Genomic DNA, 12,994 nt, shown 5'->3' on the forward strand with positions numbered 1-12,994 from the left:
CCGGGCCGCAGGGGACGCGGACGATGCGGACGCCCTCGCTCACCGCCTCGAGCGGCGCGCGCCCCTCGAAAGCTCGCGTGTAGAGGTCGACCGCGACGCCGAGCCGGCCTAATGCCTTCGAGAGCTCCAGGACGTACGTCACCTGGCCGCCGGTATCGGTGGCGCCGAGGCGCGGCACGGCGTCGACGTAGCCGTGAACCGAGAACATCCCCAGGCGCTCGAGCCTCATTTCGCCACCGCCGTTACCGAGTAGTCGGTATTTATGATGATGTCGGCCCCGTCCTTCAGTTTGGAGATGAACTCGTGCTCGCGGGCGAGGACGCGCTCCAGGAAGTCGTCCTGACCTTCGCGGCCCCGCTCGGCCCGGGCCTCCCGCGTCGCCTCGAAGTCGCGGTCGATGAAGACGCGGCGGTCGACGTTCGCCGGCGACGTGGCGTAGGTCCCTTCTACGACGACGAGCTTGACGCCGGCGAGCGAAACTTTTTCGGCGGTGAGCTCGTCTTCTTCGAATAGGGACAGCGGCTTCTCGAGCTCGGTTACGTTCGCGTCGCGGGCGCGGGCCAGCTGCTCGTCCAGCAGCTCGAGCCGGACCTCGCCCGGGCCCACCCACGCGAAATCGGCGAGCCTCTTGCGGTGGTTGGTCTTGGGGGGCAAGACGAAATAATCGTCTTGTTGGATGACGAGGGTTTTAACGCCGTCTTCGCCGGCCAGCCGGGCCAGCTCCGCGGCGGCCTCGGATTTGCCGGAGCCCGATTCGCCGCCGACGGCGACGACGAAGCGCCCGGGGGCGCGCTTGATTTCGCCGGCGAGGAGGTCGTAGACGGCGCGGGCCGCGGCGGTATGGTGCGGTTTGATTTTTAAGACGTCGCCCTTCATAAGAACGCGTCGCCGTTGCGGTAACGCCGGCGGCCGGGGGCGCCGGGAACCTTTGGGCGCGAACGCGGGCCCTATTACAGTGAACCGCGGCGCCGCGGGTATGTTTAATATACCCTAAAAGGATACCCCCCGTCAAGGCGCGGGGCGCGAACGGGGGTATTTGATTTGTCGCGTAGTTTGTGATAATATAACTGGAAAATGTCTTCGGAATCCATAGAGAAACTGCGTTTAACGCAGTGCACCGCCGCGGCGGGTTGAGCGGCCAAGGTCCCGGCCGAGGCCCTGGCCGAGATAATGGCGGAGTTGCCGGTGCCGGACCACCCGCTGCTTTTGGCGGCGACGCGGAACGGCGAAGACGCCGCGGTGTATAAAATCAGCGACGAGCAGGCGTTGATCGCGACGGTCGATTTCTTCACGCCCATCGTCGACGACCCGTACGACTACGGCCGGGTCGCCGCGACGAACGCCCTCTCGGATATTTACGCCATGGGCGGCGAGCCGTTCCTGGCGCTGAACGTGGTGGCGTTTCCGTACGGCAAGCTTCCGGACGACGTACTGATAACCACCCTCAAGGGGGGCGCCGCGACGTGCGCCGCGGAGGGCGTGCTGCTGGCCGGCGGCCACACCGTCAAGTCGCCGGATATCCTCTACGGCCTGGCGGCGCTGGGTTTCGTGCGGCCCGACCGAGTCATAACCAACGCCGCCGCGAAGCCGGGCGACGCGCTCGTGCTGACCAAGGCGCTGGGCACCGGCGTCATCCAGACCGCGGTGAAGCGAGGCGAGTGCCCGCCCGAAACGGAGGCTTCGGCGCTGGAGAGCATGCTGCAAAGCAACAAGGCCGCGGCGGCGGCCATGTCGGCCGCGGGCGCGGTTTGCGCCACCGACATCACCGGCTTCGGCCTGTTGGGGCACGCGCTGGAAGTGGCCCGGGCTTCCGAGGTCGGCGTGCGGATCTTCGCCTCGCGGGTGCCGCAGCTCCCCCGGGCGCTCGAATTCGCCGACACCTATGTCCCGGGCGGTTTGATTAATAACTTGAAATTCGTCGAACCGGATATTAACGTGGTGGCGGAGATATCTCACGCCGCGTTAAACTTGCTCGCCGACCCGCAGACCTCGGGCGGCCTGCTCGTAGCGCTGCCGCCGGAGCGAGCCGCGGCGTACGCGGCCGCGGTCGGCGGCGCGGCCGCGGTGGTCGGCGAGGTGTTCGCTTCGTCGGCGCCGACGTTGGAGATAGTAAGCTGAGTTGGTTAAGGAGTGGTGGGCCTCACCTGGAGGTACAAAATGCGGTACGTTACGGCGGTTGTAACCTTGTTCGCGATATCGTCGCTGGTAGCCGGTTGCCAGAAAAGCCCTGGGGAAAAGGAAGTCCTACCGCCCCCCAAGATCGTAAAGACTATCCCGGCCGACGCTAACCCGCTGCGCAAGACGTACGAGGCGGAGGAGCTCGGCCCCGAAGTTACCCGCGGCGAGCTGACGTCGGACCCCGCGGCCTCGAACCAGATGTCCCTTTTCGTGAAGCCGGGGGACGCCAAGCTGGGCGAATACGCGGCCTGGGGGCCGTACGAGGAGATCGCGCCCGGCTCTTACCTCGCGCGCTGGCGCGTGAAGGCGGCGAACCTGCCCAAAAACGACGAGCCGGTTTTCTGGGTCGACATAGCGGGTTACCCCAAAGCCGACCCCGACAACTATAAAATGATTATGTCGAAGGGTTTGTACGCCAAGGATTTCCCGGACCCGGAGAAGTACTATACCTTCAAGATCGGTTTCGACGTCACCGAACCCTTCATTTTCGAGCTCCGCACCCAATACTTGCAGGAAGCGGACCTGTGGATCGATTGGACCAGCCTGGAGCTCGCGCCGTAGGCCGAAGAGGCGGGAAGGACCGGGCCGAGTAGGCCGGCGGGCCTGCTCGCTTTTAGGTTTTATCGCCGGCGGCCAGGTCCTCGAGTTTCAACGTCCGGTTGACGCGTACGAAGACGACGCGACCGGCCTCGAATTTAAGCTCCACCGTGCCGTAGAAACGGTCCCGCGCCAGCCGGCCGAGGTAAAGTACCAATTCCTTTAGCATATAATGACGCCGCACCCCCTTTCTTTGTGCTATATGATATATAGCATATTGCTAACACCGTGTCAAGGGTTTATTCGGAACCGTTGCCTTGACACGCCCCGGCGGCGGTGTTAATATTGAAAGCTCATATAGGTGCTCTCTCGTAGCGAACGCGAGGCCGACTCGAGCCGGCTGCGCCGCGAGTGCGAACGGCTGGCCGGGGAGCTCGCCGGCGGCCGTCGCGTGGGCCGCGAAGTATTGGTCGAGTTTTTAGGCGCTGCGGTTCGCGCCCACGGCGATTTGGGGGACGACGAGCGTTACGAGTTGCGTTACGGCCTGGGCCGGTTGGAGCACCTGTTGGCCCAGGGGGGACGGTTCGCGGAGGCGGACGCCTTCTACCGCGCGCGGCTCGAGCTTACGCGGCGCGACTTCCGCCTGCTATTCCGCGACTACCGGGACGTGGGCGCGCTGGCGCGCAGTTGGGCGTTCGGCCTCTGGCGGTTCACGAGCCGGTACGGGACGAGCGTGCTGCGGTTGGGGTGGGTGACGTTTAACGTCGCGTTCTGGTTCTCGGTGCTGTATTTCGTCCTCGACGTCCTGGCGGTGCAATTCTTGGGCCAGCGGGCGTTCTCGTCGTACGCGGTGGTATCTTACTTGAGCTATTTCGTAATCGGGTTCGAGGGGTTATTTCCCGGGACGGCGGTTTTTTTGGCGAAGACTTTTTGGGCGCAGCTCGCGCTCGCCGTAGAGAACGGGTTGGGCGCGGTTCTGATTTTATCGCTGGTGAGTTTGGCGGCGCGTCGGGTTTGGCGAGGTTTGGGTTAGCAGGCCGGGACGCGCCCGGCTCTTCCGGAGGAACGAGATGAAGAGATTAATACCCTTTTTGGTGACGGCGTTGGCGGCGGCGTGCGCGGCCGGGGCGGCGGAGGCGGGCTCGTCGGCCGCGGCGTTTCTGAAAATAGGCGTCGGCGCCCGGGCGGTCGGCATGGGCGAAGCTCAGGCGGCGGCGGCCGAAGGCCCGGAGGCGTTGTATTGGAACCCGGCCGGCCTCGCGGTGGATAGCCGTCGCGCGGTGTCCTTCACCCACAACGAGTGGCTCGAGGACGTCCGCTACGAGTACCTGGGCCTTTCGTATCCGCTCTTCAACCTGGGTACGGTCGGTTTCTCGGCGGGCCGGGTGGGCATGGGCAAGCTCACCGGCCGCGACGAGCAGGGTAACTACACCGGCGACTTCAGCGCCAGCGATATGGCGCTGTCGCTCGGGTACGGGCGCCGCTTCTTCAACTTCCTCGCGGTGGGCGCCGCGGCGGAGTACATATCCTCCACCATCGAAGACGAGAGCGCCTCCGCGTTCGCCGGGTCCCTGGGCGCGGTGGCGGACTTGCCGCTGCCCGGGCTGGCGGCCGGCGTCTCGGCCTCCAACATCGGCGGCGAGATGAAATTCATCGACGAGGGCGACCCGCTGCCGCTCGCGGTACGGGGCGGCGTGGCGTATACGTTGCCCTTCGGCGGCGAGACCAACGAACTTATGGTGGCGGTAGACGGCGTCAAGTTCAACGACCGCGACGACGTTATGGTCAACACCGGCCTGGAGTACTGGTTTATGAAGACCATCGCCGCCCGCGCCGGCTACAAGGCCAACTACGACGAGGACGGCCTGACCGGCGGCCTGGGCTTCAAATATTCGCCCGCCGCCAACCTGGGCCTCCTGGCCGACTACGCCTACGCCGATATGGGCCTTTTCGGCGCCACCCACCGCATAACCGTGGGGATGCAGTTCTGACGGCGAGCGGGGTTACCGTTTATTATAGGCCGGCCTACGTGCCGGCCCGTTTTTTGACCTATTTCGTTTAAATTTAGATAGGAGCGTACGCGGCTTTTGCTTGCCGCTTAGGCCGCGGCTATGTTATATTTTTGTAAGATGAAATAAAACCCGCCGGCTTCCCGATACACGCCCGGGAGGGATATACGGATATGAAATCCTTCGCGAAATACGGTTTAGTGGTCGGCGCGTTGCTCGGCGCGGCCGCGGCGACGTGGGCCATCGGCGAGCTCACCATCACCAACCCGGCGGACGATACCCAGGTCAAGCCGGGCCAGGTGGTTCGCATCACGTGGCGCAACTTCACCACCAACCCCGTGGACGTCTGGTTGAAGTGGGACGGCCACCGCACCAAGATCGGCGAATACGGCCGCGAGACCGACGGTATGGTGATGTGGCGCGTCCCGGCGGACGAATCGGGCGCGTACCGCATCGTCGTCGAGGAGGCGGGCGGCCTGGGCTCCGAGGCGTCCGTGAATATAACCGTCGCGGGCGGCGCCCCCGCGCTGCCGGAGGTCTACGCCGCGCCCAACCCGTTCGACCTCTCGAGCGGCAGAGGGCAACTGACGTTCGTCGGCGCTCCCTCCGGCTCGAGCGCGGCCATCTACGATATGGAGGGCCGCGAGCTCGTCAAACTCTCGGGTTCTCCCCTCCAATGGGACGGCCGCAACGAACGGGGCGACATGGTCGCTGGCGGCACGTATATGTTCGTCGTCGAGCTCCCCTCCGGCGAGAAGCACACTGGCAAGATAGCGGTCGTGAAGTGAGGACGACGCCGGCTCCGCTATCGCTCATCGCGCCGATTCTCGTTGCCGCGGTCGCCCACGCCGCCGCGGTTCGCTCCGTCTCGGTCGACGCGTACGAAGTCTACACCGAGGTGACCGTAGCGTTAGACGGGCCGGCGGCGTTCACGTGCGAGGCCGGCGCTGAGCCGCGGACGCTGGTCCTCACGGTGGCCGCCGACGCGCCCAAGGGGCTATCGGTCCCGCCGGCGGGGCGCATCCAGAACGTACGCGTCGCCCGGGCGAAGGGCGCGACCACCTTCATCGTAACGACTACGGCCGACGTCGGTACGTTTCGCGCGTATTTCCAGCGCGAGCCGGCCACCGTGGCGGTTGGCGTATTCCGCCGACTCGAGCTTACGCCGCCGCGGCCGGAACCGCTCTTCAAACGCTTTTTGTCTAACCGCAAGCTGTTGCTCGTGGACGACGACGACGGCCCGGGCAACGGCAACAAGTACAGCGTCGACGTCGACGCCAAGTACCGCGACGCGCTCCAGCGGTTGGGCGTCCCGTTCGACGCGTACGTCGTACGCGCCGGCCGCGACGGCCCGTCCGCGGCGGAGCTGGCCGCGTATCCGCTCGTCATCTGGTTCAACGGCCTGGACGCCCGGCCGGTGGTCATCTCGGCGGCGGACGAACGCGCGATGGCGTCGTACGTCGAGGGCGGCGGCCGGCTGTTGCTAATATCGCAGAACTACTTGTCGGACGCGTCGCGGGCCCGGACGCCGTTTTGCCGGGAGGTGTTGGGGATAACGTCGTACCAGGCCGATACCCAGGTGGCCGAGGTAATCGCCGGGCCGGGGGTTTCTTTGCCGCAGGAGAAGTACGGCCTGTCGAACGACCTGACCATAATCGGCAACTGGGGCGACGGCTTCCGGCCGCCGGCGGACGCGGCGTCGTTCTTCGTGGGCCCGGGCGACGGCCTTTGTTACGGTATGGTGCGGCCGGTCGGCGGCGGGAAGGCGGCGTTCTTCTCGTTCGCGCTGGAGAACGCGGGGTACGTCAACCGCATCGCGGACATAATGGCGGCGGCGCTGGACGCTTTGGCGGCCGACGATTAACCGCCGACGCAGGCCCGCCGCCCGGCGGGTCTCGTTTAAGCGGCGTAAGGTTTAATTTCTAAATGAAGATATTGGGCATCGACCCCGGCTTGACGGGCTCGGGCTTCGGTTGCGTCGAGAGTCGCGGCCGGGCGTATTATAAATTGTACGGCGATACCGCGGCGCCGCCCGCCAAGTGGCCGCTCCCGGAGCGGCTGGCCGCCATCCGAAACTACACCCTCGAGGTCCTGGGGGCCGTCAAACCGGAGGCGGTGGCGGTGGAGATGCTGTTCTCCCACGCCGAGCACCCCAAGACGGCGCTCCAGATGGCGCAGGCGCGGGGCGTGATACTGGAGGCGTGCGCGGAGGCCCGGGCGCCGGTGCTCGAGTACGCGGCGCGGCGGGTCAAGCAGGCGGTGGTGGGCGCGGGCGGCGCTTCCAAGGACCAGGTCTCGCGAATGGTCATAAGGCATTTAAGTTTGAAGGAGCCGCCGGCGACGCAGCACGAGGCGGACGCGCTGGCGCTCGCGTTGTGCGCCCACTTCCTGTCCGCGCGCCCGAACGATAAGCGATGATCTCGCACCTGAGAGGGGTCGTCCTGAAGAAGAAGCGCGACGCCGTCGTGGTGGAGGCGGGCGGCGTCGGTTACGACGTGTTGCTGCCGGGCGCGGTGGCGGCCCAGCTCGAGGAAGTCGGCCCGGGCGACGAGGTCTCGCTCGTCATCTCGTACCACCTGGTCGCGACCCCCTCCCGCATTACGCCCCTTATGGTCGGCTTCGCCAACGACGTCGAACGCGAGTTCTTCGAGCACTTCATCTCGGTATCGGGAATAGGGCCGAAGGCCGCGGCGCGGGCGTTGACGCTGCCGTTCGCCCGCGTCGCCCAGGCCATCATCGAGGAGGACGTGGCCGCCCTTACGCTCCTGCCCGGCGTGGGCCGCAAGCGCGCCGAGGAGATAATCCACCAGCTCAAGGGCAAGGTCGCGGCGGCCGCGCTGTGCCGGACGCGGGCGGAGGCCGCGCCCCCGAGCGCCGCGGGGGCGCTCCTTGAGGCGGAGGCGGTACTCGAGCAGCTCGGCTACAGCCGCGCGGAGATACGGGCCTTAATAGATAACCTCGGCGACGGCGCCCGCGATTGCACCACCGCTGAAGAAGTGCTCGCGCTCATCTACGCGCGCCAAAGGGCCAAGTGATGGCGGAAGTTTCGCGCAACGAGCTCATCGCCCGGGAGGAGAAGCCGGAGGACGCTACGTTCACGGCGCCGCTGCGGCCCCGCCGCTTCGACGAGTTCGTAGGCCAGCGGCAGGTATTAAAAAATTTGGAAATCGCCGTGGAAGCGGCGACCGAACGCGGCGAGCCGCTGGACCACCTCCTCCTCTACAGCCCGCCCGGGCTGGGCAAGACGACGCTGGCCCACGTCGTCGCCAACGAGATGAAGGTGCACATCACCGCCACCTCCGGCCCGGCGCTGGAGCGCCCCGGCGACCTCATGGGGATCCTGACCAACCTCGGCGAACGCGACATCCTCTTCATAGACGAAATCCACCGCCTCCCGCGGGTGGTGGAGGAGTTCCTGTACCCGGCGTTGGAGGAATTCAAAATAGACTTCATCCTGGACAAGGGCCCCGACGCGCGGACCGTGAAGTTCAACCTGAAGCGGTTTACGCTCATCGGCGCCACGACGCGGGCGGGTTTGCTAACCACGCCCCTGCGGGACCGCTTCGGCCTGTTCCATCACCTCGAGTTCTACCCGCCGGCGGACCTCGAGTGTATACTCCTTCGCTCGGCCGAGATATTGAACGTGCCGCTGACGGCGGGCGGCGCGGGGGCCGTGGCGCGGCGGGCGCGGGGTACGCCGCGGGTGGCGAACCGCTTGCTGCGGCGCGTCCGGGACTACGCCCAGGTAAAGGGGCGCGACGAGTTGGACGACGAGGCCGCGGCCGAGGCGCTCAAGTTACTGGGCATCGACGAGGAGGGGTTGGACGCCCTCGACCGCCGCGTGCTGGAAGTGATAATCGAGACCTACGACGGGGGGCCGGTGGGCCTGAAGGCGCTGGCGGCGACGCTCAACGAGGAAGAGGATACGCTGGCCGACGTCGTCGAGCCGTTTCTACTCAAGATCGGCTTCCTGGGCCGGACGCAACGCGGCCGCGTCGCGACGCGCCGGGCGTACGAGCACCTGGGGAAGAAGGCGCCCCGCGACCTCCCCGAAATCGAACCCCTGCCCTTCGAGGAGGACGGCGGCTACGACGCCCTTTGAGATATGGGTAACGTATTCGATATCCCCCTAGCCGAGGCGCGCGCGGAGATGCTCGCGCTCATCCGCGAAGTCGCGTACGCCGAGGGCGACTTCACGCTGGCGTCGGGCAAGAAGAGCAAATATTACATAGACGGCCGGCGCGTAACGATTCACCCCCGCGGCGCGGTCCTGACCGGCGTGCTTTTTTTAGATACGATACGCGACCTGCTCGAGGAGGGCGGCGAGCCGCTCGGCATAACCGGCATGACGCTGGGGGCGGACCCCATAATCACGGCCGCGGCGATGGCGGCGGCGGCCGCCGGGTACGAGCTCTTCCCGGTCTACTGCCGCAAAGAGCCGAAGGGCCACGGCGCCGGCCGCCAGCTCGAGGGCTACGTCGACCCCGTGAAGCGGTGCGTCGTCGTCGAGGACACGGCGACGACGGGGGCGTCGGCGCTCAAGGCCGCGGCCGCGGCTCGAGCCGCCGGCATCGAGCCGCTGGCCGTCGTGCTGCTGGTGGACCGCGGCGAGGGCGCCCGGGAAGCGGTCGAGGAGGCGGGGCTGGAGTTCCGGGCGGTGTTCACCGTCGGAGAACTCAAATCTCGGTGAGAAATGGACCGCAGCCTTTTAACGATGATGCGCCGGGGTGTTAGATATTATTAAGGGCGAATAGCGCGCGAGGGCGAAATTATACAAATCTCGCAATCTGTATAATTTCTCGGGCGGGTTTTATACATTTCTATAAAAGGCCGGTTTGGTATAAAAGGTCGCCGTTGTGCGGTTCCTGCGGCTCGCTTTCGTTCCGTAAAAGGTAAAAAATAAGCCGGGAAATAAAAAACCGCCGGCGCGCCGGTATTATTTTATGAGGAAGTGCACGAAGAGAGCACGCAAGAAATTCCGCACCCTCGACAGGATAATCTGCCTGGAGGGCGAGTGGTCCGCCGACATCCGCAGCGAGGAGTCGGTGAAGCCGCTACTCCAGATCCTGCAGCGGCGCGGCGAGATTAAATTCATCTACCGCCGGTGCGGGACCAAGGCCGAGCTTGCGTACTACCTCCAACAGAAAAAATATTACCGCGACTACCAGATCGTATATCTGTCTTTCCACGGCGCGCGCGGCAAACTAAAGATATCGCCGCACGAGGTGATAACGTTGCCGGAGATAGCGGACCTCGCTCACGGCGCGTTTAAGAAAAAGCTCGTTTACTTCGGGAGTTGTAAGACGCTGAAAGCGGTTGACGAACAGCTCAAGGATTTTTTGAAGAAAACCGGGGCCGCGGCCGTCGCCGGGTATACCAAGGACGTGGGGTGGGTGGAGTCGAGCGCCTTCGAGCTGTTGTTCTTGTATTGGGCGGCATATTATAAAAAACCCGCGTACCTGCTACGCAAGTTGGCGGCACGTTATTCTCGGTTGCAGAAATTAATGGGATTTAGATATTATACCGGCCGCGGCCCGAGGAGGCTATAGGCTCAAGGCGCCGGCCGCGGCGCCTTTTTTATTTGAAGATGAATACGGCCCGGCCGTCGCCGGCCTGGAGGGGCGCGCCTTCGGCGGGCCAAGGTTGACGACGGCTGCGGTGGCGAGGTCTTCGGCGTGCCTGCTTCGGCGGTATGCCGTGGGCCCGTAAGAGGGCGCGGACGGTTTCCCGGCCCACGGCTATGCCCTCCACCTCGTTGAGCTTCTCGGTGAAATGGAGGTCGTTGAAGTCGTGGTAGATGTTGGTTCTAAGCTCCACGATCCGGTCGCGTCTCGCGGGTTCGATGGCCCGGCGGGAGGGACGGCCGCGCCGCGCGGCCAGCTCGGCCGGGAAGTCGGCGTCGTCCTTGGCGCCGAAGAGGTCGAAATAGGGTGGCGAGCGCTCGTAACTCACTTAGGATTATATAACATATTAGGCCGGGGCGTGTCAGCGTCAAAAACCGTTGCGGGAGAGGGTGTTATCGGTTATATTCATTACGCGGCCGTACGTAGCGTCGTTGCGCTACTTCGGTACGGGTGCGAGTACTCGAATGTTGCGTCGGTTTATACAGAAAAGTAATCCCGTAATTGCGGGCGTCGCGTTGGCGGCGGCCGCGGTCCCGTTCCTATTTTCCTGCGGCGACGACGAGGGCCCCACCGGCCCCACGCTGCCGTTCAACTACCGCCATCCCGACGGCGGGGAGTGGATTTACGGCTACGAGAGCATGGAGTTCGCGCGGTACGTTATCGCCGGGACCTACGACCACCCCGCGGGCGGCGAGACGCAGAAGTTGTACGAGTACGTCCGCGGCCGGAGCGGTTGGGAGGAGTCGTTCGTCTACTACCTCAAGGTGGGCGCGGACGACGTAAAGATATACGCCGACGCCGAGGCGAACCAGTTCATAGTGCTGCTCAAGTTCCCGCTGACGCAGGGCGGAAGCTGGGACGCGGGCCTGGGGCTGAGGGCGACGTTCGTCGCCGTCGAGAAGGTTACGGTCAGCGCCGGCACGTTCAATTGCGCCCGGGTGGCCTATACCGGCGGCCCGGGCACCTTCACCGTCTGGTGGGCGTCCGGCGCGGGCGGGTGGGGCGCCAGGAACGCCGGCTGGTGGGCCCTGGGCGGAGAACCGATCGTGCTCGAGCTAGGCTGGTACAATTTACCGACTTAACGTCGGCGCGAGGCCGGGGTCGGGAAGCAACGGTTTAGTTTTAATAAAAAACCGCCGGCCGTCAAGGCCGGCGTTTACCGCGATTTCCCGACGGGATGTTCACGGCGAGCGAAGCGTCGTAGCGGGGCCCGGGCGTTTTCGGCGAAGGTAAAATAATTGTTGCAACCAGCCGGCTTATCGGTTATGTTTACCTTTGCCGAGACGTTTGTGGCGCTTTTCTCAGGGCAGGGGGAATTAACTGCTAACGTCCATAATCGGACGCAGGCGCGGTCCGCGCCAGAGAGGAGCTAGTCGTATGGTTAAGCGGTTATTAGCAGGGCGTTACGTGATCGCAATCGCGGCGGTTTTGCTGGCGGCGAGTGCCCCGTTGTTGGTATCGTGCGGAGACGACGACGAGCCCACCGCCCCCACGACGCCGGCGTTTGCGTATCCCCATATGAACGGCGCCGAATGGATTTACAACTATAAGGGTGAAACGGCCGCGAAGTACACGATATCCGGCGTTTTTAATCACCCCACCGCAGGCGAAACGCAAAAGTTCTACGAGTACGTCCAGGGCGAGAGCGGTTGGGAGCTGTTCAACCTTTACTATCTTAAAGCAACCGATAACGACGTCCGGTTATACTTAGACCCCGAGAAGAGTCAATTCACGACCTTACTCAAGTTCCCGTTGAAGTCGGGCGATACCTGGGACGCCGGCCTGGGCTTGACCGCGAACGTTTCGGGGCCGGAGAAGGTTTCGGTCCCCGCGGGTTCGTTCAATTGCTTCAAGATCGACTACACCGGGGTCGGGACGAGCTTTACCTTTTGGTGGCCTTCCAACCTGGGCGGCATAGGCGCCAAGAACCACGGTTGGTGGTCCTTGGGCGAGGACCCCATTACCACGGAACTCGCTTCGTACAATTTACCGACGTAGCGTCCGGAAAGACGCTCCGGTTGTCCGCCGCATCGTCTTCGCGGCGAAAGAAAGCCGGCCCTCGGGCCGGCTTTTTTAACGGTTTTTGGAACCCGTTACGGCGCGGAGGAGGACGTCTCGTCCGTTCCCGCCGGTTCCTCGGCCGCGGCGAACTCTTCCTCGGCCTCGTCCGCCGGTGCGTCTTCGGCCGGCTCCGCTTCCGTGGGCGGGCCATTACCCCAATCCCAATCCCAACGCCACCGGAAAGGCCCCTCGTCCCAATCCTCCCAGTCGTCTATTCCGGACCAACCCAGCAGTCGCGCAATCTCGACGGTCTTGCGCACGGTCCCGGTCGCGGCGCCGGACTACAGGACCTCGCCGGTTTGTACGTCCAGGGTGCGGAGGTTGACCGTTACTTTGGCGTTGGCGCGGACGGTGGGGTCGCCGCCGCGGCCGCGCGAGCTGAAACGGTCGAACCAAAGCTCGGCGGCGACGACGCGATACGCCAGCGCCCGGGTCGCGCGGTACGGCGTGAGCGCGGTGTCTTCTTCGCCCGGGTTGGCGATGCCGGGTGCGGTTGCGTCGGCCGTGCGTTCCTTTCGACCCGTAAAGTCGGGAGATAGTTTAACGCGGGCCGACCCGAGTGGGCCGACCCGCATGTACGCTCGT

At 64.7% G+C, this 12,994-nt stretch carries 18 protein-coding genes and 1 pseudogene; 13 read left to right on the forward strand and 6 right to left on the reverse strand.

The features are described 5' to 3' along the window. Together VMX79_02280 and VMX79_02285 are read right to left on the reverse strand one after the other, a co-directional pair. A partial coding sequence (locus tag VMX79_02280; protein HUV85921.1) for a glycosyltransferase occupies nt 1-229 on the reverse strand: 229 nt, incomplete at its 3' end. Then, complete coding sequence (locus tag VMX79_02285) at nt 226-876, reverse strand: hypothetical protein (GenBank protein HUV85922.1); 651 nt, start codon at nt 874-876, stop codon at nt 226-228. The genes VMX79_02280 and VMX79_02285, both read right to left, overlap by 4 nt. A 270-nt stretch (nt 877-1,146) precedes the next feature. On the opposite strand from VMX79_02285, the pseudogene selD reads away from it, so the two are divergent. Both selD and VMX79_02295 read left to right on the forward strand, forming a co-directional pair. Beyond that, a pseudogene (selD, locus tag VMX79_02290) lies at nt 1,147-2,118 on the forward strand (selenide, water dikinase SelD). A 39-nt stretch (nt 2,119-2,157) separates the two neighbouring features. Continuing rightward, nucleotides 2,158-2,739, forward strand: a complete 582-nt coding sequence (locus VMX79_02295; GenBank protein ID HUV85923.1) for a hypothetical protein — start codon at nt 2,158-2,160, stop codon at nt 2,737-2,739. 52 nt (nt 2,740-2,791) lie between these two features. Here VMX79_02295 and VMX79_02300 read toward each other — a convergent pair whose 3' ends face one another. Then, a complete protein-coding gene (locus VMX79_02300; protein ID HUV85924.1) occupies nt 2,792-2,944 on the reverse strand; it encodes a hypothetical protein in 153 nt (50 codons plus the stop codon). Between the two features lie 132 nt (nt 2,945-3,076). On the opposite strand from VMX79_02300, the gene VMX79_02305 reads away from it, so the two are divergent. The 9 genes from VMX79_02305 to VMX79_02345 all read left to right on the forward strand — a co-directional run bounded on the left by VMX79_02305 (nt 3,077) and on the right by VMX79_02345 (nt 10,273). Further along, a complete protein-coding gene (locus tag VMX79_02305; protein ID HUV85925.1) occupies nt 3,077-3,748 on the forward strand; it encodes a hypothetical protein in 672 nt (223 codons plus the stop codon). A 37-nt stretch (nt 3,749-3,785) separates the two neighbouring features. Further along, entirely contained in the window at nt 3,786-4,706 is a 921-nt protein-coding gene (locus tag VMX79_02310; GenBank protein HUV85926.1) for a PorV/PorQ family protein, read from the forward strand. A 191-nt stretch (nt 4,707-4,897) separates the two neighbouring features. Then, nucleotides 4,898-5,512: a hypothetical protein gene (locus VMX79_02315; GenBank protein ID HUV85927.1), complete on the forward strand. Its 615-nt coding sequence runs from the start codon at nt 4,898-4,900 to the stop codon at nt 5,510-5,512. Beyond that, a complete protein-coding gene (locus VMX79_02320) occupies nt 5,509-6,588 on the forward strand; it encodes a hypothetical protein (GenBank protein ID HUV85928.1) in 1,080 nt (359 codons plus the stop codon). The genes VMX79_02315 and VMX79_02320 overlap by 4 nt, the downstream gene beginning before the upstream one ends. Before the next feature lie 62 nt (nt 6,589-6,650). After that, nucleotides 6,651-7,142 (forward strand): crossover junction endodeoxyribonuclease RuvC, encoded by a 492-nt coding sequence (locus VMX79_02325; protein ID HUV85929.1) that lies wholly within the window; start codon nt 6,651-6,653, stop codon nt 7,140-7,142. Next, nucleotides 7,139-7,759, forward strand: coding sequence for a Holliday junction branch migration protein RuvA (ruvA, locus tag VMX79_02330; protein ID HUV85930.1), 621 nt, complete (start codon nt 7,139-7,141; stop codon nt 7,757-7,759). The genes VMX79_02325 and ruvA overlap by 4 nt, the downstream gene beginning before the upstream one ends. Beyond that, nucleotides 7,759-8,826: a Holliday junction branch migration DNA helicase RuvB gene (gene ruvB / locus VMX79_02335; protein ID HUV85931.1), complete on the forward strand. Its 1,068-nt coding sequence runs from the start codon at nt 7,759-7,761 to the stop codon at nt 8,824-8,826. The genes ruvA and ruvB overlap by 1 nt, the downstream gene beginning before the upstream one ends. Before the next feature lie 3 nt (nt 8,827-8,829). Continuing rightward, a complete protein-coding gene (pyrE, locus tag VMX79_02340; protein HUV85932.1) occupies nt 8,830-9,414 on the forward strand; it encodes an orotate phosphoribosyltransferase in 585 nt (194 codons plus the stop codon). A gap of 253 nt (nt 9,415-9,667) precedes the next feature. Beyond that, entirely contained in the window at nt 9,668-10,273 is a 606-nt protein-coding gene (locus VMX79_02345; GenBank protein ID HUV85933.1) for a DUF6642 family protein, read from the forward strand. A gap of 28 nt (nt 10,274-10,301) precedes the next feature. Here VMX79_02345 and VMX79_02350 read toward each other — a convergent pair whose 3' ends face one another. Next, nucleotides 10,302-10,676 (reverse strand): hypothetical protein, encoded by a 375-nt coding sequence (locus VMX79_02350; GenBank protein ID HUV85934.1) that lies wholly within the window; start codon nt 10,674-10,676, stop codon nt 10,302-10,304. A gap of 136 nt (nt 10,677-10,812) precedes the next feature. Between VMX79_02350 and VMX79_02355 the strand changes: the two genes are divergently transcribed. Together VMX79_02355 and VMX79_02360 are read left to right on the forward strand one after the other, a co-directional pair. Then, nucleotides 10,813-11,430 carry a hypothetical protein gene (locus VMX79_02355; GenBank protein ID HUV85935.1) on the forward strand — a complete coding sequence of 206 codons (618 nt, stop codon included), beginning with the start codon at nt 10,813-10,815 and terminating at the stop codon, nt 11,428-11,430. Nucleotides 11,431-11,725: 295 nt separating this feature from the next. Continuing rightward, the gene (locus VMX79_02360) at nt 11,726-12,346 is read left to right on the forward strand and encodes a hypothetical protein (protein ID HUV85936.1); all 621 of its coding nucleotides are present in this window, start codon (nt 11,726-11,728) and stop codon (nt 12,344-12,346) included. Between the two features lie 95 nt (nt 12,347-12,441). Here VMX79_02360 and VMX79_02365 read toward each other — a convergent pair whose 3' ends face one another. Both VMX79_02365 and VMX79_02370 read right to left on the reverse strand, forming a co-directional pair. Next, on the reverse strand, nt 12,442-12,669 hold the full coding sequence (locus VMX79_02365) for a hypothetical protein (GenBank protein ID HUV85937.1): 228 nt from the start codon (nt 12,667-12,669) through the stop codon (nt 12,442-12,444). A 21-nt stretch (nt 12,670-12,690) separates the two neighbouring features. Further along, nucleotides 12,691-12,984, reverse strand: coding sequence for a hypothetical protein (locus VMX79_02370; protein HUV85938.1), 294 nt, complete (start codon nt 12,982-12,984; stop codon nt 12,691-12,693). Nucleotides 12,985-12,994 lie beyond the last annotated feature (10 nt).

The organism is bacterium (assembly GCA_035529855.1).
In the GTDB taxonomy this organism is placed as follows: domain Bacteria; phylum RBG-13-66-14; class B26-G2; order WVWN01; family WVWN01; genus WVWN01.